This is a genomic window from Achromobacter sp. LC458, assembly GCF_001005835.2.
GTDB lineage: Bacteria > Pseudomonadota > Gammaproteobacteria > Burkholderiales > Burkholderiaceae_B > Achromobacter > Achromobacter spanius_B.
Genome location: NZ_LBHW02000034.1, coordinates 38177 through 61203 on the forward strand (window position 1 = coordinate 38177; position 23027 = coordinate 61203).

Consider the following 23027-nt stretch of genomic DNA (forward strand, 5'->3'; position numbering starts at 1 on the left):
GATCAGACTGTGAGCGTGTGACATCCACGCGCGCGCACCGCCCTTGTCATTGTTGAATTTTTCGCATGCCGGCAGACATCAAGCTGAAATTGACCCCCTCCGAACGTCGCGCCAGCGTCGCGTTGGCCGGCCTGTTCGCCGCCCGGATGTTGGGGCTGTTCCTGTTGCTGCCGGTGTTCGCCGTCGCGGCTGCCGGCCTGCCCGGCGGGGACGACCCCGCGCGCGTCGGCCTGGCGCTGGGCATGTATGGCCTGACCCAGGCATTCATGCAGATCCCGTTCGGCCTGGCTTCCGACCGCTGGGGGCGGCGCCCCGTTGTGCTGTTCGGACTGCTGCTGTTCGTGGTGGGCAGCATCGTCTGCGCGCAGGCGACCGACGTGTACTGGATCACCATCGGCCGCGCCATCCAGGGCGCGGGCGCGATCTCGGCCGCCGTCACCGCCTGGCTGGCCGACGCCACCCGCGACGAAGTCCGCACCCGGGCCATGGCCATGGTGGGCGGGTCGATCGGACTGTCTTTCGCGGTGTCGCTGGTCTTGTCGCCCGTGTTGGTGGGCTGGTGGGGCCTGTCGGGCTTGTTCTGGACCATCGCCTGCCTGGGCGTGATCTGCCTGGGCGTGGCGCGCTTTGTGGTGCCGGTCGTGCCGCGCACCCAAGCCCGCACCATGCAGGCCGCCCGGCCGCGTGAAGTGCTGACCCACCGTGACTTGCTGCGCCTGAACTTTGGTGTGTTCGTGCTGCATCTGATTCAGGTGTCGCTGTTCGTGGTGGTGCCGGCCTTGCTGGCCAAAGTCGGCGGGCTGGACGCGCGCGAGCTGTGGAAGGTCTATCTGCCCGTCATCCTGGTGTCGTTCGTGCTGATGGTGCCCGTGGTGTTCGTCGCGGAAAAGCGTCGTGCCCACCGGGGCGCCTTGCGCGCCGCCGTGGCGGGCCTGGTGCTGGTGTGCGCGCTGCTGCCGGCGGCCAGCCATGGTTTTTACACGCTGGCTGTGGCGTTGACCGGTTTCTTTGTCGCCTTCAACGTGCTGGAGGCCTTGCAGCCTTCGCTGGTGTCGCGCGTGGCGCCGCAGGCGTACAAGGGGCTGGCGCTTGGCTTCTACAACACGGCGCAAGCGGCCGGGCTGTTTACTGGCGGTGCGCTGGGAGGCTGGCTGGCGGCCCATTCAGGCGCCAGCGCGGTGTTCGTCGGCGCGGCGATTCTGTCGGCGGTGTGGCTCGCGGTGACCTGGGCGCTGCGGCCGCTGGCGTAAGACCGCCAAGGCGGGATCAAGGCGGCAAGGGCGGTGATCGAGGGCGGGTGATCAGGGCTGGCGATTGGGCTGGCTACAGGGCCGGCTACCGGGCCGGCTACCGGGCCGGGGATGCGTCCCCGACTACGCCTCAACCGTCGCTGATCGCGCTGCCTATGGCGCCCAACAGCCCCTAAATCGATTCCCGGGGTGGATCGCTTTGTCACGAATCGCGTTTGGCGTGGCGGGGGCTTTTCGTCGATAATACGTACCAATTTAGGGCTTCACGGAAGTGGGGGTCGTCACGATCCCAGGCGTCGCCGGTCATTGTCATGATGACCGGCGTGTTTCATGAAGCCGGTCTTCAACATCGCTTTTTATGTTGTTGCCGGCGCGCTCGCGGCAACGCACAGGCGCAGGCTGTCAACAACTGAGGGACATCGGCATGGCATCGGTTAACAAAGTCATTCTCGTGGGCAATCTGGGTCGCGACCCGGAAGTCCGCTATAGCCCGGAAGGGGCTGCAATCTGCAACATGTCCATCGCCACGACCTCCACCTGGAAGGACAAGGCTTCCGGCGAACGCCGCGAAGAAACCGAATGGCACCGCGTCGTCATGTACAACCGCCTGGCTGAAATCGCCGGCGAATACCTGAAGAAAGGCCGCTCGGTCTACATCGAAGGCCGTCTGAAGACGCGCAAGTGGCAAGACAAGGACACCGGCGCTGATCGCTACAGCACCGAAGTGGTGGCTGACCAGATGCAAATGCTGGGCGGCCGCGAAGACGGCGGTGGCGGCGGCGCCAGCTACGGTGGTGGCGGCGGCTACGACGACGCCCCGTCGCGTCCGCAACAGCAACGCGCCCCGGCGCAACGCCCGGCGCCGCAACAGCGCCCGGCGCCTGCTGCGGCCCCGGCCAGCAGCGGTGCGAACCTGGCGGATATGGACGACGATATTCCGTTCTAACCGGGAAGACAGTTTATAGTGTAAACAAACTCAGCCCCACTATTGATTTAGTGGGGTTTTTTCTTGTTTACGTTTTTCTAATATTTCGGATAAACTGCGGCATATGGTTCACCTAATAAAGATGTAAACAAATGCCCAATCCGTATGTTGTAAGAACATTGAGATTGTCTTCAGGCGAACGCATGCCGGTGCTCGTCGATACACGGGTTGGAATGCCGTTGTTCAACCCTACCGTTTATGCTCTGACTCAGCTCCGAGGGCGCAACCTGGCGGCGAATACCATCGTGCAGGCGTTGCGCCACATTATGGTATTCATTTTGTTCTTAGAGCAAAGGGGCATCGACCTTGATGCCCGATTGCAGAAGGGTCATATTGTCGACCTGGCCGAGATTGAGTCCTTGGTCCGGACTTGCTACCTGCGCCTAGCGGATATGGGCGTTGACGAAGGTGCGAAAGCAACGCCCGCGGGCTTGGTCTCCTTGGAGCGGATTCGACGGGGTTTCGCTCGCCAAGCCGCACCGGCTATAGATCCAGACTCCGTTGGTAATCGAGTTCGACGTATTGCTGACTATTTATCTTGGATGGCCTCTGCTTATCTGCTTAGGCTGCCTTTCGGAAATCCTGCTCTGAGCGCCTTGGAATCGTCTCGGCAGCAGGTGATCGGAGCACTGCGAGCGCGTGCACCTTCTTCTGGTGGCAGGACTGTTCTAGACGCTCGGGAAGGTCTTTCTCCGGAGGTATCTGCTCGACTTTTAGAAGTTACGGCTAGGAATTCACTTGAAAATCCCTGGGCCGGTGAATTCACTAAGCTTCGCAATGAGCTGATATTCCGTTGGATGTATTCCTTCGGCCTGCGCCGGGGAGAACTCTTAAACGTGAAGGTTTCCGACGTTAACTTCCGGAAGGAAACAGTGGTCATTATTCGCCGTGCAGATGCTCCAGAGGACCCACGACAAGAGCAGCCCACAGTGAAGACACGCGACCGATTGCTACCTATGGCGCCAGACCTTTGTCGATTGACGCATGACTATGTTATTCATGCTCGCAGCCGGTTAAAGGGAGCGCGCAAGCACGAGTATCTATTTGTGGCCGACAAGACCGGAGCACCCATGTCACTTAGCACCTTGAACAAGTGCTTTGCTTTTCTACGCACCAAGATTCGTGAGCTGCCGGACGACTTTTCTCCTCATGTTTTGCGGCACACATGGAACGACAATTTCTCTGCCGCGATGGACCGGTTGGATATCCCAGCGGCGGAAGAGCAAAAGATGCGTTCATTCCTGATGGGATGGTCAGAAACATCAGATTCGGCACAAAACTATACCCGGCGGCATGTGCGAGAGAAGGCCAAAAAGGTGTCGCTTCACTTGCAGGCTGACATGGCCGGGAAGGTTGATCTGTAATGGCACTGCTAGCGACAGCTATCCCCTTGGAGCCCACGTCTGTCCGGACGCGTGGTGGGATCTTGTTCGACCCTAATGACGAGAGGTGGACCATCCGTGAGGCACAGGGTATTGCACGCATCGATTTTTCAAGGTTGAGGGGTGCGGCTACTCCGAAATTCGTTTCTGGTTTCCGAAGTACGCTGGTCTGGTACGCCGAAAATAGGTCGCTGCGACACCTGGAAAATATGTTCAATCGGTCCGAGCACCTTTTTAAGTATCTTGGCGAAGCCCGGGAAGGAAGCGTGGAAGAAATCACAGGAACTGATTTGCTCAACTACCATGCAATGCTTGATAGCGATAAGAGGTGGTATTTAGGGTCTTTGGCTGGGCTCCTTAAGAAGTGGTATGCCCTTGGCCACCAGGGCGTTGCTGGCAGCGCGATAGCGGCGTTGCGAGAACTTAGACTCAAAGGCAACCAAAAAGGTGTGGCAGTTTCCACAATGGATCCTCATGATGGGCCATTCACCGATATTGAGTTGGAATCCATTCAGGTGGCGTTGAATCGTGCCTACGCTGCCGGCGCACTGTCCACAGACGACTATCTCCTATCCTGGTTGTTCATGCTACTTGGGCAACGGCCTGCGCAATACGCCTTGCTGAAACTGTCGGACTTCACTGTCTTGGAGGTTGGCGATGGCTCGCTTACTTATTGTTTGAACGTGCCACGCGTTAAGCAACGCAAGCCAGCTAGGCTCGAATTCCGAGAGCGGCTGATTACACCGCAGATTGGCAAGCTTCTTCATGACTATGCGAACGAGGTTAGAGCGGCTCTAGAAGGAAAGTTGGGCGACGTTAACCAAGCGCCGCTCTTTCCTGGCCGTAAAACCGGGGATCAGCCAGTTGGTATGGAATACCATAGGACCGGACAAGAGGTTGCCAACCAGTTGGTAAGGGCATTGGGCAAACTCAAGGTTTACTCCGAGCGTACCGGAAATCACATTCATATTACCGCGACCCGCTTCCGACGAACCCTCGGAACCAGGGCAGCAGTAGAGGGCCACGGCGAGCTCATCATCGCAGAATTGCTTGACCACACGGACACTCAAAACGTTGGTGTGTATGTGCAAGCGACTCCTGAAATCATCAAACGTATCGATCGGGCGGTGGCGATGGCGCTGGCACCTATGGCTCAAGCATTCGCGGGTGTCATTATCCCAGATGAGTCCAAAGCGCTTCGAAATGGGGATCCGTCTAGCAGGGTCTTCGACCCTCGAATAGAGTCAACCTGTAAGCCGATGGGTAGTTGCGGCAGTCATGGATATTGCGGTTTCTCGGCACCCATAGCTTGTTACACATGTCAGAGTTTCCAGGCGTGGGCGGATGGGCCACACGAAGCGGTGCTGGGCTATCTGTTGGCCGAGCGCGAACGTAAGATGGTCGTAGCTGATGAGCGTATTGCCTCGATAAACGACCGAACCATCCTGGCCGTCGCTGAGGTTGTTCGACAATGCCAGGCAAAGCACGATGTAGCAACGGAGGATGGCCATGAGCGCTGAATTGGTCCTCTTCGTCCCCAAGGCAGAAAAAGGTGCTCAAGAGAACCTTAAGCAGTTCATTGGGCTTTGCCGTAATGAGCTGACAGCCTATGGCCGAGATTTGGATTTCGATGTCGACGAGTGGGATATCTCTGCCCATGTACAACTCAAGGGCATGGGAAATAAGCGTACGAGACTGCGTTTCTACACTCAGCCCTCCCTAACGCTGCCGACCCCGGAGGCAATGGTGGAGCCTTTTAGGTCGTTCGCCAAGGCATACATCCGATATACCTACGCGTTGCGTCCAGTCAAAAGCCAAAACTTCGTCCTTAGTGCGCTTCGAATGGTTCATGAGGCTCTGGTGGAGTCCGGAAAGGATAGTCCGGTTCACCTTGATGCTACTCTTTTGAATCGTGCTGCACAGATGGCGGGCGAATGTTTCGAGGGTAGCGCTTTTGGTACTGGAAACCAGATTGAGCGAATTGCGTCTTTCTTAGAAAGGCACCGCCTTATCATGATTCCATCCAATAACTGGCAGAATCCTATAAAACGACAACGGGATAGGGGCAGAGTCGGTAAGCAATTTGATGAGGAGCGCGCCGCAAAGTTGCCCTCGGAAGCGGCGCTCGAAGCGCTTCCGAAAGTCTTCCGGCTTGCAGATGAAACTCCCTACGTGCTGGTGTCATCTATTGCTGCAATCCTGTGCGCTGCTCCTGACCGAATTAATGAGGTCCTCCTTTTGCCCGTTGACTGTGAGGTACGGCAAAAGCAATCGGATGGATCGGAGGCCTATGGTCTTCGGTGGTGGCCTGCTAAGGGCGCTGACCCAATGGTGAAATGGATCGTTCCGTCCATGGTCGATGTGGTGGTAGACGCGATTGCGAAGGTACGCAAACGCACAGATCACGCTCGTAATGTAGCGCGATGGTACGAAGAAAATCCGAGTCGAGTTTATTTATCGACCGAGTTTGAATACTTGAGAGGGCAAGAGTACCTTAAGAACATTGAAGTCGGACGGGTTCTCTTCGGAAAGGACGTGGACCGGAGCATCATAAATTTGTGGTACCGGAACAAAAACATACAGACAGCCACTATTGGCGGGGTACGGTGCTATCGCTTCGTTGATATTGAGCGCAATGTACTATCCATGCTCCCATTGCACGCTCCTTGGCTAAACAAGGATCTCGGTCTGAAGTATAGCGATGCACTCTTCACTGTATGTAGAAATGACCTAGCGGCGGATAAGGCTACTTGGCCTGGGGTTGTTGCGACGGTAAGCATCAACCAGGTGAACAACAGGCTGGGCCCGAAAACAGGCAGTCACCATGAAACCATCTTTAGTCGTTACGGATTTACAGAGCCTGACGGTAGCCCGATCAAGGTTACGACACACCAGTTCCGGCACTATCTAAATACACTGGCACAAGCGGGGGGGTTGAGCCAGCTCGATGTTGCCAAATGGTCCGGACGGAAGGACATTCGCCAAAATGCGACGTATGACCATGTGTCCGCTGATGAGCTAGTATTAAAGATTCGTGGTGCATTAGGGGATGACAGCCAGATGTTTGGCCCGTTGGCCAATCTTCCCAAGCGCATCGTAATTCACCGAGATGAATTCGCTCGCCTTAAAGTTCCGACTGCTCATACTACCGAATTCGGTGTGTGTATCCATGATTACACGATGGCTCCCTGCCAGCTACATGCTGACTGCCTCAATTGTTCTGAGCAGGTCTGCGTAAAAGGCGATGAGGTTCGGTCAGCCAGGATTCGGGATGAGCTGGTGACTGCTAGAGAGAATCTAGAGGCAGCCAAGCAGGCTCATGCTGACGGTTACTTTGGAGCTAGTCGCTGGGTGGACCATCACGAGCTGACGGTAAAAAGGCTGGCTCAATTGTGTGCCCTTCTTGATGACACCAGTATTCCTCATGGTGCGGTCATCCAACTGTCAAACCTTCCTGTCCCGTCAAGAATCGAGCAAGCCAAAGTAGCTCGGGCCGCTTTAACGCACCGGCCGGAGCCGTCTGCTGATGCGAGTATATCGACTGAAACCATGCGCCGCCTGATGCTCGCGATGGAGGAAAATGGTGGCTAAGAACCGACCGAAAGCTCGAGCACGTAACTTGGGAGGCGAAGATATAGAAGCCATAGTTAGCATTCTGGATGGCTGGGATGGGAAGCTTACTTGGGAATTACTCATCGATGTCGTCGAGCAGCGACTTAGCGCCCGGTACACAAGACAGGCTCTAAATCAACGCGTCCGAATCAAACAAGCCTTCCAGCTAACAAAGGACCGCGTGGCCGGGCTCCCACATGCTAGGCGCAAAGGAGTCTTTGGCCTGGGAGCTACGGAAGCACAGGCGCTTTTAGAGCGTCTTGAGCGTATTGAGGCCGCAAACACCCGGCTTAAGGTCGAGAACGAAAGATTGTTGGAGCAGTTTGTTGTGTGGGCCTACAACGCTAGCAACCGGGGCCTGGATGCCCGGTTGCTGAGCCAACCGCTGCCAAGAGTTCACCGAGATCAAACTAAACTCGGAGCTGTCCAAAAGGCTGCCAAGTTGTAGTTGACCTTACTGCGAGATTACGAGTTATTAATAAGCTTGTATGGGGCGATGCGGGCGTCGGCCTATGGGCCGTGCACAATACCAGCTCAATACCGTCTAATCTGTACCTCCGCAACTGTGCCGTTAAGCATAAAGCTGCCATCCGGAAGACTTATGCTTTAGATCCCGATCGGCGACATGATGCTTTATCGGGATGAGAAGCTAGACTTCAAAGGTTTTGTCCTCAAAATTTCAAGAGCCAGTCGTTTGACTGGCTTTTTTGTTTGTTGTCCTAGCCCATATCTATCACTCCGCCGTAGCCGAAGCTGCCGTGGCAAGAATCGGCGTGGCGACGCGACAGCCCGAACTTCGGCGCCCAGGGTCGGCGGCGGCGTTACAAGCCGAGCTCCACAAGCCAATTCAGTGCGGACGGCTCAAAAGTATGTCGACGAAAGCAGCGATGGACGGATGCTTCAGCATGCCATTCCGAAACACGATGTAGATCTCCTTCCGGGGCGGATCGCCCTCAAAGGGAACCGTTGAAAACAAGACAAGTCGGGACTCGTTCGCGACGGACGCTTTCATCACGACTGATATCCCCAGTCCTGCCTGCACAGCGCTTTTTACAGCGGCGGTACTGCCCAGTTGCAAGGAAACCCCCAGCGTATTTGCCCGTGTACCAAGATACCGCCGAAGGACCCGTCCGGTGCCCGAGCCCGCCTCGCCTCCGATCAAGACTTGGTTTTCAAGCTGGTTCGGCCCAACACTCCGCATGCCCGCCCACGGATGCCCCAGCGGTACGATGAGTACCAGCTCTTCTCGTCGCCACAGCTTGGCAGCGAATCCCGGGCGCTCGTCCCATCTTTCGACGACAGCGATGTCCACGTCGTAATTCTCTATGGTCCGCGCTATCGCCTCGTTTCTATCGATGACCACCTTGACCGAAAATGGCGTTCGCTCTTTAAACTTTTTTATATATGGCTGAAGCAAGTATATGCCCGTGTTAGAACTCGCCCCAATCGTGATTTCATCTTTCTTTTCAAATAGAGTTCCGGCTTTACACGCCAGGTTGACAAGCTGTTGCGCATACGGCAAAAAAGTTTCACCCTCGGCTGTCAAACTGCAACCGGCATTGCTTCGCACGATTACTTCCGTCTTAAGCGACTCTTCAAGCTGCTTGATATGCTGCGTCACCGTCGACTGCGAAATGTCGAGTTGTTTTGCGGCGTCGCGGAAGCCTCCGGCTGCGACTACGGCCAGAAAACTCTCAACGTGATCGAGATTGATCACTCAGTCATCTCCCCGCTCCAACATGGTTGACCGCTCCGCGTGGAATGCGCCCTTGCAACGCTTCGAGGATACTGAGGGCGGCTTCACGCTCGATTTCCATCCGTACCGATTTGACCGCCGAACCCAGGTGAGGCGTAAAGAATGTGGGTAAAGCAGGATCAAGCAATTCGTCAGGAATAGAATGCGGCCTGTCGGGACGCGCCCATTCCTCCATCTCGAAGACGTCTGCGGCGTAACCGCCCAGATGCCCCGTCCGAAGCGCATGCACCACGGCCCGCTCATCTACGATGGAGCCGCGACAGGCATTGACGAGGTACGCACCGGGCTTCATGCGGTCTAATGCCCGAGCATTTATGGTGTGGTGGGTATCTGACGACATCGGCAGCATGGGAATGATGAAATCGCTTGTCGCCAATAGCTGGTCCAGCGATGTTCTGCTTGCATTCCACGCCCTTTCCGACTCTTGCGGCAAAGGCTGCGGATCCGTGTACTGAATTTGCATATCGAAGGCGGCCAGCCGCTTTGCGACCGCCCGCCCGACCGCTCCCATCCCAATGATGCCGGCGGTTTTACCCGTCAAACCTGTGCCATAAAACCGCGGGGTCCAACCATTGAACTGGCGTGATCGAATGTAATTATCACCTTGCAGCATATTCCGTGTGATGCTCAGCAACAGGCCAATCGTTAGTTCAGCTGTGGGAATCGTAAGCAAATCAGGAACAATCGTAAACCAAATCCCATGGCGGGTACATGCCTCGACATCAAAGTTGTCATATCCTTTAAGCGCGGCGCCGATGACCTTCAGATTGGGGCACGCGGATAGGAAATCCGCATCTATGCTATCCGGCATAAACACCATCATCGCGTCCGCATCATTGGTGCGCAACAGTACCTCTTCCCGCGACATGGTTGAATCGGACTGATTGGAAATTACTTCAGCGGCGGTCTCAAGGAGGGCCAGCGTGTCGGGGTGGATTCGATGCGTTGTTACGATTCTTGGTTTCATGGGACCTCTGAGGAACGAACTACGCGACATGCCGCTGCAACGGCTCGTCTCTGTCGCTGTGTACGGCACGCTGCTGATAAATGGATCGTATCTTTTGCATCATGCCTTGATCATTCGGTTGGTTAGCCATATTCAAACTGATTCGCCCATCCCGCAATCCCACGACTCGATCAGACACTTCAAGTGCCAGGTCTACCTGGTGCAAGCTGCACAGGACCGCGACATTAAGATCTGTAGCCGCGGCTTTCAGCGTTTGCAGAACCGAGCGCGCCGTCAGCGGATCGAGGCTGGAGACGGGTTCGTCCGCAATAATAATCTTGGGCTTCTGCGCCAAGGCTCGCGCTATCGCAATACGCTGTTGCTGACCGCCTGACAGCAGTTGCGTAGGCGTGTTTGCATAATCGAGCATGCCGACCCGGTCCAGACATTCGAACGCGAGCACTTTGTCAGCCCGGCTGAAGCTTTTCAATGTGACGCGCCAAATGGGCATCTCTGCCAGACGCGCACCCAATACATTCTCGAGTGCTGAGAACCTTTTCACCAGGTGCAGTTGTTGGAACACGAACCCGATCTGGCCACGTACTGCCCGCAGACGCGCCGGAGACAGTTCATGTATGGATTCTCCGAGCGCCACGATAGAACCGGAGTCAATCGGCTCAAGGCCAGTGAGACATCGGAAAAGCGTCGACTTCCCTGCCCCGCTTGTGCCGAGCAAGGCAACCATTGAGCCGTGACGTACTTCGAAGTCAATCGATTCCAGGACAACTTTATTGCCGTATGACTTACCGACATTCTTTAACTGCAACGCTACATCTTTCATTGCGAACCGCCCTTCCAGTAATACGTGAAGCAATCAGTTATTCGCAGGGAGAGTTTCGAATCCCTCGCGTTTTGTGTCCAATATCAAGTACCTGAGCCGGTCACTGATGAAATCGATTGCCGACACCATCAGCAATACAACCGCCAGTACCGTAATCATCTTGTTGAATTCCAACAAGTCCACAGTATCTTTCAGGGTCTGCCCAATTCCACCTGCGCCTACGATGCCCAGTACTGTGGACGTTCTGACACTGAATTCCCAAATGTATAGAACGCTCGCGATCAGGTGCGGCATAACATCCGGGATCAGACCGTAGCGGATAATCTTTGCCCTGCTGGCACCGGTCAAGGCGAGCGCATCCAACGGCCCTTGGTCAACGGGCTCGATGGCTTCAGCAAACATTTTGCCGATTGCCCCTACCATGTGGAAAGTAATGGCCAGTACGCCGGAGAACGGACCGAAGCCCACTGCTGCTACAAATACAAGTGCATAGACAAATGTCTCCGTGCCGCGGCTGGCGTTCAGGATGGCGCGGGATACCCGATAGGTCCACTTGTTCGGACAGGTATTACGCGCAGCCATGAGTGCCAGCGGAAATGCAATGATTGTGGCGAATATCGTGCCAATCGTCGCCATGGCGAGCGTCTCGCCAGCCCCTTTTAGAATGACGTCCAGGTCGCTCAGGTCGGGTGGAAACATCTGCACGACGAATGACCATAGTCTCGGTAAACCGGCGCCTAGCTTCTGGAATTCTATCTGACACACGTACCAGGCCACTGCCAGCAAACTGAGTACTACGACCGACGTTGCAAAATGCCGCTTTCTCCTGGCTACGTCCCTCTTGACATTAGCCAGCATGACTTCTTCGATTCGCTGATTCATTGGTTCATCCTCTGTGGTATTGCGATGCGCGCCCGTATGTTCGTGCAGCGGAGACAAGGAGCTGGCGTGCGTCAGTCCACCTTGTCGTCCGCTGCCCTCATCCAAGAACGGACCCCTCGTGCTTTACAGTTTTCCCAGGATGCGGCCGGCGTCTTCGATTACCTTGTAATCGCTGTGCTTTGCCTTCACGAAGCCGTTATAGCCCGAGCCCATCAGCGACTGTGCTTTCTCTTCGGACAAGGACGTCAGTATTTCCGTGATGCGCGCTTTCAGAGCAGGATCAAAATCCTTCGGCACGGATATCGCGTCGTTCGGCAGCTTGCTGGATTCCCACACGATCTTGGACTTCGAAGGATCGATTTGACCCGCTTCGATCATCCCGTTCCGGCCCCGATCCATATCGGATCCGAGGTCGATCAGTCCGTGCTGAATCTGTGATTCGTTCTGGCCAAACGTGGCACCTTCACGATATTCAAAATAGCTCGCAGGGTCGATGCCGATGCTCTTGAAGTACGCCATCGGGATGAGCCAGCCAGAAGTGTTGCCCTGATCACTGAGTGACAGCTTCAAACCCTTCGCGTCCTCGGGCCATTTTTTGATCGGCAGATCGGCGCGACCGACAATGAGGGCTTTGTAGAACGGCTCCCCGCGGTACTTGGCCGTTGCAAGCACTTCGGTGCCGGCCTTTTTATTCGACAAGACATAGCCCCAGGGTCCGAGCCAGCCCACATCGACATGGCCATTTGTCATTGCCACAGATATTGCCGCCCAGCTTTCCGGGGAGACGATTTCATAGGTCGCGCCGAGCTGGTCGGCGAGATACTTGAATATCGGCTCAAACTCTTTGATGGTCTGGCTAGGCGTTGGACGCACCGGCGCAATTGCAAAACGCAGGTGAAGTTTCCCATTGACAACCTCAGCTGCCTGCGCGGGTGTGCACACTATGATTGTGGCGATAAAGGCAAGAATGGCGCGCGTTAACGCCTTCTTGAATTTCGAAAACAGAGTAAAAACTTGCATTATGACCTCAGTGAGTTAAAGACTTCAGTAGTACTTTTGAGTCAAAGCTCGTTGACTTTCAAAGATGCGATCACCGTACATCGACAACGGATACGGGATAGTCAAAGGGAGTTCCACCATGCGCGGGAATACGGTGGATCGGCCAGAGACCATGAGGCTTTCATAATCCCCATAGTTGCCACAGCCCAGAAGTGGCCAAGCATCAGCCGCGGCATAGCCGATGAGCAGAAAACGCCGCCTGATCGTTGAGTGGTTTGGGCCTGAACCATGAAGGGTCCGGACGTGATGCAACGTGACAGTTCCTACGGGTCCCGTTAGTAACTCCCCTTCTGTCGGGTCGAGCGCTTCGTCCCAGTTGGAGCGAGAGATCGCGTGGCAAAACTTGCCCGTCTCGACGTTCCGGTGGTCGTACACTTTTCCTTTGTGGGAGCCTGGCAAGCATGCCATCGCGCCATTCTTCTCACTTGTCTCGTCGAGGAAAATTCCGAGAGTAAGAAAATCATCGTTTGTGTGGGGATAGAATGCCCAGTCCTGATGCCACTGGACTGGCGCGCCTGATGGCGGCTTGAAGTTGATTTTGCTATTGTGCAAACGGATGTTTTCGCCCAGGAAATGCCGAAGCAAATCGACGACTTTTTCCGACCTGACCAAAGAATCTATTGCATCGAAATAAAGGTGAGGATTCTCGACGCGACGCAGTAGCTTCGTCGTCTCGCCATTCTTCTTTTCGAACTGGTAAGTCTCATTGTCCGAAGCTACGCCAATAGCTCCCAATTCAATTTGCTTGACGTCTTCAAGAATCTTCGCTACTTCCTCCGCGGAGAAAAAGCTTTCAATCTTCGTATATCCCTTGTCGAGATATTCGCGTTGCTGCTCTGCAAACATGGTGATGCTCCGAGGTCTTCCAACGAATAATCGGGAGGGCAAACTGCGGCTCCTTCCGGCATGTTTGATTCGACTATGCAATCAATAAGTTACTTTGATCTACAGATCGATCATGAAAGGATGGTAGATCGTCGGTATGACATAGGCATGGCAGCGGGACGCGGAATGCAACACAGAAGGATGGTCGCAGCGCCTGGTAAGCGCCGCCCGTGTCGCTTTCTGCCTACGTCACAATAGGCCTTTGCACGGTAATATCTGCAGTTCACCCCGCAAATGGCAGTGAACAACCCGCTGCCACCAAACTGGAGAGAGCCGCTATGCAACTCACCGTCGAGACGAACGTACGAGCCCCGATTGAACGGGTGTGGGAGGCGTACACCACACCCGACGAGATAATTCGCTGGAATGCGGCCTCAGATGACTGGCACACCACCAGGGCCATTGTGGAGGAGTGCATGCTGTGCCATCAGTGGCGGTCGCTCAGAGGACGGCGCCGAGTATGTGACAGAGGCCATCCTTTACTTGGAGGACTCCAATCCGCATGACAATCGAGCCGTTCGAGTGACTATTGAAGGACAGAGAGTAGGGTATCTGTCGCGACAGAATGCGCGCCTTTATCGAAAGCAATTAAAACAATTGGGCCATGCGCAGATCGTCTGTAAGTGTGATGCAATGATAGTCGGCGGGTGGCACCGTTCACCTGCGGATGCGGGGCACTTCGGTGTCAAGCTTGATCTGCCAGTTGTATAGTTCCTGCCTGTCCATTCAAGCCCATACGCTTCACGGGTTCGTGGAGGACTGTAAACAACCTCGTTGGTCGGTCGGCATTTGTTTACATGAACCTTTTCTCAGTGCTCTCCCTATTGAGAAAATCCCCATCGTTGCTGGCGAAATTTAGAAGTTTACAAACTTAGGTATGCATAACCGTTCTGATTTTTCCGAACGGCTACGCAGCTATGAAAGAGCCCTCGCAAAAGCGAGGGCTTTTTTTATATTCGATCAATAAGAAGAATACGAAATATGCAGCGTAATCATCATTATTAAGTTGCCGATTTTATGATTTCGCGTTTCCGTTATATCGCGTGCTAGCCTCGTCTGGATTATCAAGACGAGGAGAACGTAATGATTCACCGCGGCCTTAACACCAAGAATAAAAGACAACGACGTGCACGCCCTCTATTGAGAACGGCATTGCCGATTTTGGCGGGCATGTCATCCTCCATGCTATTGCTTGCAGGTGCGGCCTATGGCCAGAATCTGCCCTCCGGCGGCAAGATCACCATCGGGCAAGCCAGCATCTCCGAACCCAATCGCCTGTCGCAGAAAATCGAGCAGACCACCTACAAGCTGTCCATTGATTGGGACAGCTTCAATATTGCCTCGGGTAGTCGGGTCGATTTTCACCAGCCGCACGTCAACGCCATTGCACTGAACCGCGTCATCGGCAACGACGGCAGCAAGATCATGGGCCAGCTTAACGCCAACGGCCGCGTGTTCATTATTAATCCGAACGGCATCTTGTTCGGCAAGACGGCAAAGGTCAACGTGGGCGGGTTGGTGGGGTCCACACTGAACCTGAGCAATATTGATATGCAAGGAAACATACTGCGCTTTGTCGGCGATCGCGCGGCACCGGCAGGCGTTGTTAACGAAGGCGTGTTGGTCGCGACGGAGGGCGGAACGATCGCGTTGCTGGGCGGGCAGGTCGAAAACAAGGGTGTTATCCGCGCAAAGCAGGGCGCCATCGCGCTGGCGGCGGGTAAACGAATTACGCTCGGTGCTTCAGACGATGGACTGCTGAACGTGGAGATAGATCAGGACACCCTGAATGCGCTGGTCAGCAACCACAACGCGCTGACGGCGCAAGGTGGCCAAGTGACGCTTAAAGCGCGCGCCGGCGATGCCGTGGCGCATGCGGTGGTGAACAACCAAGGGCTGATCGAAGCACAAAGCTTGAATGGCCGCTCGGGCAATATCGTGCTGGACGGTGGCGTGCAAGGCACGGTATTGGCCGCAGGCACATTGAACGCCAGCGCGTTCAGTGGCAGTGCTGGCGATATTACGGTGCAAGGTCAACGCGTGGACCTGCGGGGCAATCTACTGGCGACAGCTGGCGGCGAAGGCGACGGCGGCAATGTTCTGGTCCAAGGTCGGCAAGTGCAGATGGAAGGCAGCGCACAAGTTGATACGCGCGCGGCCGCGGGCAACGGCGGCTGGTTGACGCTTGAAGCCGATCAGATCAGCGTGACAACGCAGGAAGTGCCGTTGGTCAGCGGCATCAGTGGCGAGCATCTGAACCAGCAGTTGGCCAACAACAATATTGCGCTGACATCCACCCAAGCCGACATTCGCGTCCTGGAAGAGATCAGCTGGGATGCTGACACTACGCTGAGCCTGGATGCCAATAAATCCGTGCGGCTGAATGCGAATGTCGAAGCAAGTGGGGATAAGGCGGGGGTTGTCATAAACCACGGTACGGACGCGGACTATATCCTGGGCAAGGATGTCGCAGTGACGTTGCCGGGGTCACAAGCAAGCTTGCGTATCAACGGGCAGCATTATCAACTTATCCGCGATGTGCATGAGCTTCAGGCCATTGAGAAGGGTCTGGACGGTCACTACGCTTTGGCCAACCAAATCGACGCGAGCGAGACGGCGGATTGGAATGCGGGCAGGGGATTTGCTCCCATTGGAGGAGATCGATGGAGCACCAAAGACAGATTCACGGGGACGCTGACTGGCTTGGGACATTCGATCGACAATCTGACGATTAAATTCGATTCCTCGAATACCGTAAGACAGGTGGGAGTATTCAGCGCTTCCTATGGTGTGCTCCGGAATATCGGCGTGCTGAACCAGAACATTTCCGTCGACCGCCCCGACCGATTCAATTCCGTTGGGGGGCTGGTTGGCGCCAACCATGGTGTGGTCAAGTACGCCCACTCTTCCGGCCAGATCAGTACGTCGCAATACAGAGACTCGCTTGGGGGGCTTGTGGGCTTCAACGAGGGCGAGGTGCTTCATTCACATTCCAGCACCGTGGTGCGAGGCGTTTCCGTCTATAGCGGTCAAGTCGGAGACGCCGGCGGCTTGGTCGGCGACAACGCCGGGCGCGTCGCGCATTCCTATTCGACAGCAGACGTTCATGGGGGGCTGGCGATGAGCGGTGGTTTGGTCGGTACAAACAGCCGCGAGGGAACGATCGAACATTCCTACGCAACGGGGAATGTCACTTCCACCTTCTATTCGGGAGGGCTGGCCGGCGTTAATCGCGGCAAAATCAGCAACAGCCGTGCTCGCGGCAACTCCGTTGGAGATTATGACTCCGGCGGTTTGACTGGAGTCAATACGGACACAGGGATAATCACCGATTCTCGGGCATCAGGAAACGCAACAACCCGTTCCTTCTTCCGAGGCGCGGGCGGGTTGGTCGGAAATAACGCCGGGTTGATCGATCGCAGCCACGCATCGGGCGATGCGAATGGCGGCCAGGATAGCGCGGTAGGGGGCTTGGTCGGAGAGAACACGCGACGCGGAACGATCCGCGATTCTTCCGCAAGCGGTACGGCGACTGCCGGCGCTCACAACCCCAGGCATCCGATCGGTACGATTGGCGGGCTGGTAGGCGGCAACGACGGTTTGATCGCGAATTCGTACGCTAGCGGCAACGCCATAGGGCGACACGATCAGGACGCAGTGGGAGGATTGGTCGGGCTTAACACCGGCGTGATCGAGCAGTCTTATTCCAGCGGAGCCGTCTCGGGCAACGGTATCAAGGGCAGTTTGGTGGGATGGAACGTCCACCCCGATTCCTATGGATCGATCAGCGAAATCCGCCAATCCTTGGGTTCCGGCGCTGTTGACGGTGAAGACGGCCCCCAAGTTGGCATCGACCAAGGCACCTTCGACTGGTAATCATCCCGCCCGCTGAAACACCTCAACCAGATAATCAATAAACGCCCGCGCCCGCGCAGTTTGATTTCTGCGTTGCGGGTAATACACAAAGAGGTCGGCGGACGGCAGCGTGTAGTCGGGTAATACCACTCGCAGCCGTCCGCTTTTTAAATACTTGGCCAGATCCCATTCCGAGCGGATCAAGATGCCATGGCCGTCCAGTGCCCAGCCCAGCACGATATCCCCGTCATTACTGGACAGCGCCCCATCCACCTTGATTGCCACGCTTTCGCCTTCGCGGGTGAATCGCCAGACGCCGTGTGCTTCGTCGTTTTGCGTATGCAGGATGCAGCGGTGCGAGGCCAGATCGGCCAGCGTGGCGGGGGTGCCGTGCTTGTCCAGATAGCGCGGGGACGCGCACAGGAAGCGGCCGTTGGACATGACGCGCCGGGCGCTGAGGCGTCTGTCGGGCAGTTCGCCGAAACGGATCGCCAGGTCGAATCCGCCTTCCACCAGGTCCACCGGCCGGTCCGTCACGTCCAGCTGTACCTGCACGTCGGGATAGCGCTTGGCAAAGTCCGAGACCAGCGGGGCGATGGTGGTGCGGCCAAATCCCAAGGTGGCGTTCACTTTTAGCGGGCCGCGTGGTATGCCGCCGCTGCTGGAAACCGCGTCTTCCATCGCGCGCAGGTCTTCAAGGATCTTTGACGCGTGCGCCAGGTAGGTTTCGCCCTCGGGAGTCAGGCTGAGGTTGCGGGTGCTGCGGTTGACCAGCCGCACGCCCAAGCGCCGTTCCATCAGCGCCAGGCGCTTGGTGGCGGCGGGGGGCGTCAGGTCGAGTTCGCGCGCGGCCGCCGAAAGGCTGCCCAGGCGGGCCAGATGGATGAAGAACTCCAATTCGGACGCGATGTCGGTTTTCACTGAAAGTTAATAATCAAATGAATATGGGTGAATCTTAGTGCGGGTATTCGCCTCTACGCTAGGGGTTCTGAACTTACCTACGCCGCCACAGCCGGCGCATCAGGAGACACCCATGAGAATCGTCGAGATCCGCGAACAGACGCTGCCCATCAGCTCGCCCATCCGCAACGCCTATATCGATTTCAGCAAGATGACGCTGAGCTTGGTCGCTGTGATCACCGACGTGATCCGCGACGGCAAGCCGGTGGTGGGCTACGGCTTCAATTCGAATGGCAGATACGGCCAGGGCAAGCTGATGCGCGAGCGCTTTATTCCGCGCGTGATGGAAGCCGACCCAGAATCGCTCGTGGACGCGACGGGCAAGAATCTGGACCCGCACAAGATCTGGGGCGCGATGTTCACGAACGAAAAGCCGGGCGGCCATGGCGAGCGCTCGGTGGCGATTGGCACCATCGACATGGCGGTGTGGGATGCGGTCGCCAAGATCGAAGGCAAGCCGCTGTTCCAGTTGCTGGCGGATCGCTACGGGAATGGGCAAGCCGACCGCCGCGTGTTTGTCTACGCGGCCGGCGGGTATTACTACCCGGGCCAGGACCACGGCAAGCTCAAGGATGAAATGCGCAGCTACATCGATCGTGGCTACACGGTGGTGAAGAAGAAGATTGGCGGCGCGTCGCTGGACGAGGACCTGCGCCGCATCGATTCCATCTTGAGCGTGCTGCAAGACGGGCAGAAGCTGGCGGTGGACGCCAACGGCCGCTTCGATCTGGATACGGCCATTCAGTATGCCAAGGCGCTGTCGCAGTACGACCTGTTCTGGTACGAAGAGGCGGGCGACCCGCTGGATTACGAGTTGCAGGCCACCTTGCGCAACTACTACAACAACCCGATGGCGACGGGCGAAAACCTGTTTTCCATGCAGGACGCGCGCAACCTGATCCGATACGGCGGCATGCGCCCGGACCGCGATTGGCTGCAATTCGATTGCGCGTTGAGCTACGGGCTGGTGGAGTATCTGCGCACGCTGGACATGCTGCGCGAGCACGGCTGGTCGGCCAGCCGCTGCATTCCGCACGGCGGCCACCAGATGTCGTTGAACATTGCAGCGGGCTTGGGCCTGGGCGGCAATGAAAGCTACCCGGACCTGTTCCAGCCATTTGGCGGCTTTCCCGATGGTGTGAAAGTCGACGGCGGCTACGTCACGATGCCGGAACTTCCCGGCATCGGGTTCGAAGGCAAGTCGGACCTGATCGCCGTCATGCGGCAATTGTCGGCGTAGGGCCCGACCTACCAGCGATACCGCAACGTCGCCATCACCGTGCGTTCGGCGCCCCAGTAGCAACTGACGGCCGTGCCCAGGCAGTTGGCGACGTAGCGCTTGTCGAACAGGTTGGACACGTTCAGCGCGACTTGCGCGCCGGCCAGGGTGGGGCTGACGCGGCCAAGGTCGTAGCGGATAGCGGCGTCCACCAGGGTGACGGCGGGCAGGGCGTAGCGGTTGTTCAAGTCGCCGTAGAAGCCGCCACGGTACGTGACGCCCGCGCCCACGCCGACGCCTTGCAGCGGACCTTCGCGCAGGGTGTAGTCGGCCCACAGCGCGGCTTGATGGCGCGGCACGAAAATCATCTGGTTGCCGCGCTGGGCGGCGACGTTGGTCTTGGTGACTTCGCTATCGCTCAGCGCATACGACATCGTCAGGTCCAGCCCGCTGTCAAAGCTGGCCTTGCCTTCCAGCTCGATGCCCTGCACCTGCGTTTCGCCCGTCTGCACCACAAAGCTGGTGTTGACCGGGTCGGGCGTGCTGACGTTTTTCTGCGTGATCTGGAAGGCCGACAGCGTGACAAAGCTGTCGTAGCCCTCGGGCTGGTATTTCACGCCGGCCTCGTATTGCTCACCCGTAGTGGGCTTGAGCGGCGAGCCGTCGCGCGTGATGCCGGTCATCGGCTGAAACGACGTGGAATAGCTGAAGTACGGCGCGATGCCGTTGTCAAAGCGGTAGGTCACGCCGGCGCGGCCGGTGAAGCGGTCGGCATCGGCGCTGCGCGACGTCCAGCCCCATTGGCCGCCGCTACCCGCGACGCCGTTGTCGGTGGTGCCTTCGGTCCAGTCATAACGGCCGGCGAAGGTGAAGCGCAGGCGGTCCAGTTCAATCTGGTCTTGCGCGTACAGGCCCAGCTGGCTGCGCGTCATGTTGATTTTGGTGGCCGTGGGCGGGCGCGTCACGGACGTGCCGTAGTCCGGGTCGAACACGTTGAACAGCGGCGAGGCCGGGGGCAGCATCAGGCCCAGGCTGCTTTCGTTATAGCGGGATTTTTCGCGCAGGTAGTCCAGGCCGAAGGTGATGTCATGGCGCGTGGGACCGGCGTTGAATTTGGCATTCAACTGGTTGTCGATCTGGAAGGTATGCGACGTTTCCGGAAACGCCCAGGCGTAACGGATGGCCTGCGTGTCCGACACCATGGCGCCGATCTGCACGCGCCGCGTGTTGGTGTCGACATTGGTGTAGCGGGCGCTTTGGCGCAGGCTCCACGTGTCGTTCAAGCGGTGGTCCAGCGTGTAGCCGACCATGGTTTGTTCGTTGGTGAAGATGTCGTATCCGGGCTCGCCGACAAAGCGGTCGCGCGGGATGTAGCCCGCCGTGGCGCTTTTTTCCAGCGTGCCGATGACGGGCAGCACGGGGGCGCCGCCGCCGCCGTGGCTGGTGATCTTCTGGTACTGCGCGCTGACGTTCAAGCTGGTGTCGGATGACGGGCGCCACGTGAAGCTGGGCGCGATGAACTGGCGTTCATCGTCTACGTGCTGGTATTGCGTGTCGCTGTCGCGCAGCGTGCCCGTCAAGCGGTACAGAAACTTGCCTTCTTCGTCGGCGGGGCCCGAGAAATCGAACGCGCCTTGATAGCGGTTGAAGCTGCCTGCCTGCAACACCACTTCATTGATGGGTTCGGCGGTGGGGCGCTTGCTGGTCATGTTGACCAGGCCGCCTGGCGCGCTTTGCCCATACAGTCCGGACGACGGGCCTTTCAGGATTTCGATGCGTTCCAGGCCGTAGGTGTCGATGCGCGGTTGCGAATAGCCGCGCGCGCCGAAGGGCAGCAGCAGTCCGTCCAGATAGCGCGACGGCGTGAAGCCCCGCACGGTCAGCCAGTCATAGCGCACGTCGTTGTCGCCGTATTGGGCGAAGACGCCGGGGGTGTAACGCACGGCTTGCGCGACCGAGGTGACGCCGCGTTCGTCCATTTCTTTGCGGGTAATGACGTTGATCGTCTGGGGCGTGTTGATCAGTTCGGCATCTGACTTGGTGCCCGAGCGGCTGCGCGTGGCCACATAGTCCGCGCCGGAGGTCGGCGACGCGTCGCGCACCCCTTGCACCACGACCGGCGCCAGGGTGGTGACGCCGTTACCGGTGGCTTGGGCGGGCTGGGTGGTTTGCGCGATGGCAGAGGCGGATGCGGACGCCGCAAGGGCGGCCAGCAACGCCAGCGGCAGCGGCTTGACTGAAAAGGACACGGTGTTACCCCTGGATCAATTTATAATTAACAAGAATCATTTCTGTGCGTCGGCATGATTCCAGATCCCGCTTTTGCTGTCTGACGTTTTTTCGGCGCCGTTTGACGGTTTTGCTGCTGCCCCGTTTTTGCGCCCCTTTCCCATGCCCGCCAGCGCCGCCGCGCCCTTGCCCATTCTGTCTCTGCCCGAGCCCAGCACCGCACCGCCCAAGCGGCACGAGTGGTGGCGCGGCACGCTGCCGACCGTACCGGCCACGGATGATTGGGAAGACGTGATCGAGCGCGTGCTGAGGGTGGACGACGGCGTCAGCCTGGTGGTGCTGGACGGATCGCCCCGTCGGACGCTGACGATTCCCGCGCCGGGCGCCCCGGTGTTCGGCATGCAGGTCTGGCTGGAAGGCGAGGCTGTGCTGGCGGTGGAAGGCGGCGAGCCCCTGAAGGTGGCCGGTGGCGCGGCGCTTTTGTTCAACCACGAACACGCCGTCGGCTGGGCAACACACCTGCCGGCCCATCGCCGCGTGCGGATGATAGACGTGCGCTACACGCCCGACGCGTTGACGCGCGCAAGTGGTTCGATGCCGGTTGCGCTGCTGCGCAAGCGGTTTCACCGCGACGTCAGCGTGCCGGCGCAAGGGTCCCTGGTGGCATCGCTGGATGCCCCGACCAGCTTGCTGGCGCTGGCGGGCAGCCTGACCGGCGAGGCCCCACCCGCGCCGGAAGCGCGGCGGCTTTGGTATTGCGCTAAATCGCTGGAAATGCTGTCGGCCTTTGTGCAATTGCTGTCGTTGCCCGACGCGCTGGCGGGCCCCTTGGCGCACGAACATCAACGCGTGCACCGCGCGTGCGAGCTATTGCGCGATCGGTGCGCCGAGCATTGGCCGCCGGGGCGCCTTGCCCGGGAAGTAGGCTTGTCCGAAAAGCGGCTTCAGCAGTTGATGCGTGAATGCGTGGGCAGATCGGTGCATGCGTATTTAAGCGAAATGCGGCTGGCGCGCGCATCGGATCTGCTGCAAGCAGGCATGAGCGTGACGCAGGCGGCGGGCGAGGTCGGCTTTTCCAGCCTTAGCCATTTCAGCAAGGTCTTCAAGGCGCGCTATGGCGCGTCGCCACGGTCCTGGTAAGGTGCAGCAACGCCGGCCAAGTCTTG

Annotated in this window: 17 protein-coding genes; 9 read left to right on the forward strand and 8 right to left on the reverse strand. The window is 57.7% G+C overall.

The features are described 5' to 3' along the window. The first annotated feature begins 65 nt into the window (after positions 1-65). The 5 genes from YH64_RS22995 to YH64_RS23015 all read left to right on the forward strand — a co-directional run bounded on the left by YH64_RS22995 (position 66) and on the right by YH64_RS23015 (position 7208). Complete coding sequence (locus YH64_RS22995) at positions 66-1250, forward strand: MFS transporter (RefSeq protein WP_046802915.1); 1185 nt, start codon at positions 66-68, stop codon at positions 1248-1250. 424 nt (positions 1251-1674) lie between these two features. After that, complete coding sequence (gene ssb / locus YH64_RS23000) at positions 1675-2196, forward strand: single-stranded DNA-binding protein (RefSeq protein ID WP_046802916.1); 522 nt, start codon at positions 1675-1677, stop codon at positions 2194-2196. A gap of 131 nt (positions 2197-2327) precedes the next feature. After that, positions 2328-3599 carry a site-specific integrase gene (locus YH64_RS23005; protein WP_045952929.1) on the forward strand — a complete coding sequence of 424 codons (1272 nt, stop codon included), beginning with the start codon at positions 2328-2330 and terminating at the stop codon, positions 3597-3599. A gap of 62 nt (positions 3600-3661) precedes the next feature. Then, entirely contained in the window at positions 3662-5137 is a 1476-nt protein-coding gene (locus tag YH64_RS23010) for a site-specific integrase (protein ID WP_234352748.1), read from the forward strand. After that, the gene (locus tag YH64_RS23015; RefSeq protein WP_020925840.1) at positions 5127-7208 is read left to right on the forward strand and encodes a hypothetical protein; all 2082 of its coding nucleotides are present in this window, start codon (positions 5127-5129) and stop codon (positions 7206-7208) included. Before YH64_RS23010 ends, YH64_RS23015 begins: the two co-directional genes overlap by 11 nt. A gap of 868 nt (positions 7209-8076) precedes the next feature. On the opposite strand, the gene YH64_RS23025 is transcribed toward YH64_RS23015, so the two are convergent. From YH64_RS23025 to YH64_RS23050, 6 genes are all read right to left on the reverse strand, one after another. Continuing rightward, positions 8077-8946: a LysR family transcriptional regulator gene (locus YH64_RS23025; protein ID WP_045952930.1), complete on the reverse strand. Its 870-nt coding sequence runs from the start codon at positions 8944-8946 to the stop codon at positions 8077-8079. A 4-nt stretch (positions 8947-8950) separates the two neighbouring features. Continuing rightward, entirely contained in the window at positions 8951-9952 is a 1002-nt protein-coding gene (locus YH64_RS23030) for a phosphonate dehydrogenase (protein ID WP_045952931.1), read from the reverse strand. A gap of 19 nt (positions 9953-9971) precedes the next feature. Beyond that, positions 9972-10772, reverse strand: a complete 801-nt coding sequence (gene phnC / locus YH64_RS23035; RefSeq protein WP_041682765.1) for a phosphonate ABC transporter ATP-binding protein — start codon at positions 10770-10772, stop codon at positions 9972-9974. A gap of 33 nt (positions 10773-10805) precedes the next feature. After that, entirely contained in the window at positions 10806-11654 is an 849-nt protein-coding gene (phnE, locus tag YH64_RS23040) for a phosphonate ABC transporter, permease protein PhnE (protein ID WP_003118416.1), read from the reverse strand. 123 nt (positions 11655-11777) lie between these two features. Then, positions 11778-12674, reverse strand: a complete 897-nt coding sequence (locus YH64_RS23045) for a phosphate/phosphite/phosphonate ABC transporter substrate-binding protein (protein ID WP_013743894.1) — start codon at positions 12672-12674, stop codon at positions 11778-11780. 24 nt (positions 12675-12698) lie between these two features. Beyond that, positions 12699-13559 (reverse strand): phytanoyl-CoA dioxygenase family protein, encoded by an 861-nt coding sequence (locus YH64_RS23050; protein ID WP_045952932.1) that lies wholly within the window; start codon positions 13557-13559, stop codon positions 12699-12701. A 317-nt stretch (positions 13560-13876) separates the two neighbouring features. Between YH64_RS23050 and YH64_RS23055 the strand changes: the two genes are divergently transcribed. Then, positions 13877-14104, forward strand: a complete 228-nt coding sequence (locus tag YH64_RS23055) for an SRPBCC domain-containing protein (RefSeq protein WP_108914056.1) — start codon at positions 13877-13879, stop codon at positions 14102-14104. A 577-nt stretch (positions 14105-14681) separates the two neighbouring features. After that, positions 14682-17474 (forward strand): GLUG motif-containing protein, encoded by a 2793-nt coding sequence (locus YH64_RS23060; RefSeq protein WP_082134335.1) that lies wholly within the window; start codon positions 14682-14684, stop codon positions 17472-17474. Here the strand turns inward: YH64_RS23060 and YH64_RS23065 are convergent, their stop codons facing one another. Continuing rightward, positions 17475-18374: a LysR family transcriptional regulator gene (locus YH64_RS23065; protein ID WP_046802919.1), complete on the reverse strand. Its 900-nt coding sequence runs from the start codon at positions 18372-18374 to the stop codon at positions 17475-17477. Between the two features lie 112 nt (positions 18375-18486). On the opposite strand from YH64_RS23065, the gene YH64_RS23070 reads away from it, so the two are divergent. After that, positions 18487-19653, forward strand: coding sequence for a mandelate racemase/muconate lactonizing enzyme family protein (locus tag YH64_RS23070; RefSeq protein WP_046802920.1), 1167 nt, complete (start codon positions 18487-18489; stop codon positions 19651-19653). A gap of 8 nt (positions 19654-19661) precedes the next feature. Here YH64_RS23070 and YH64_RS23075 read toward each other — a convergent pair whose 3' ends face one another. Beyond that, positions 19662-21881, reverse strand: coding sequence for a TonB-dependent siderophore receptor (locus YH64_RS23075; protein WP_046802921.1), 2220 nt, complete (start codon positions 21879-21881; stop codon positions 19662-19664). 142 nt (positions 21882-22023) lie between these two features. Between YH64_RS23075 and YH64_RS23080 the strand changes: the two genes are divergently transcribed. Continuing rightward, complete coding sequence (locus tag YH64_RS23080; RefSeq protein WP_046803122.1) at positions 22024-23001, forward strand: AraC family transcriptional regulator; 978 nt, start codon at positions 22024-22026, stop codon at positions 22999-23001. Positions 23002-23027: the final 26 nt, after the last annotated feature.

Coding starts and splice junctions, on each gene's coding strand:
- YH64_RS22995 (WP_046802915.1), top strand. CDS start 66: ATGCCGGCAGACATCAAGCTGAAATTGACCCCCTCCGAACGTCGCGCC.
- ssb (WP_046802916.1), top strand. CDS start 1,675: ATGGCATCGGTTAACAAAGTCATTCTCGTGGGCAATCTGGGTCGCGAC.
- YH64_RS23005 (WP_045952929.1), top strand. CDS start 2,328: ATGCCCAATCCGTATGTTGTAAGAACATTGAGATTGTCTTCAGGCGAA.
- YH64_RS23015 (WP_020925840.1), top strand. CDS start 5,127: ATGAGCGCTGAATTGGTCCTCTTCGTCCCCAAGGCAGAAAAAGGTGCT.
- YH64_RS23030 (WP_045952931.1), bottom strand. CDS start 9,952: ATGAAACCAAGAATCGTAACAACGCATCGAATCCACCCCGACACGCTG.
- phnC (WP_041682765.1), bottom strand. CDS start 10,772: ATGAAAGATGTAGCGTTGCAGTTAAAGAATGTCGGTAAGTCATACGGC.
- phnE (WP_003118416.1), bottom strand. CDS start 11,654: ATGAATCAGCGAATCGAAGAAGTCATGCTGGCTAATGTCAAGAGGGAC.
- YH64_RS23045 (WP_013743894.1), bottom strand. CDS start 12,674: ATGCAAGTTTTTACTCTGTTTTCGAAATTCAAGAAGGCGTTAACGCGC.
- YH64_RS23050 (WP_045952932.1), bottom strand. CDS start 13,559: ATGTTTGCAGAGCAGCAACGCGAATATCTCGACAAGGGATATACGAAG.
- YH64_RS23055 (WP_108914056.1), top strand. CDS start 13,877: ATGCAACTCACCGTCGAGACGAACGTACGAGCCCCGATTGAACGGGTG.
- YH64_RS23060 (WP_082134335.1), top strand. CDS start 14,682: ATGATTCACCGCGGCCTTAACACCAAGAATAAAAGACAACGACGTGCA.
- YH64_RS23070 (WP_046802920.1), top strand. CDS start 18,487: ATGAGAATCGTCGAGATCCGCGAACAGACGCTGCCCATCAGCTCGCCC.
- YH64_RS23080 (WP_046803122.1), top strand. CDS start 22,024: ATGCCCGCCAGCGCCGCCGCGCCCTTGCCCATTCTGTCTCTGCCCGAG.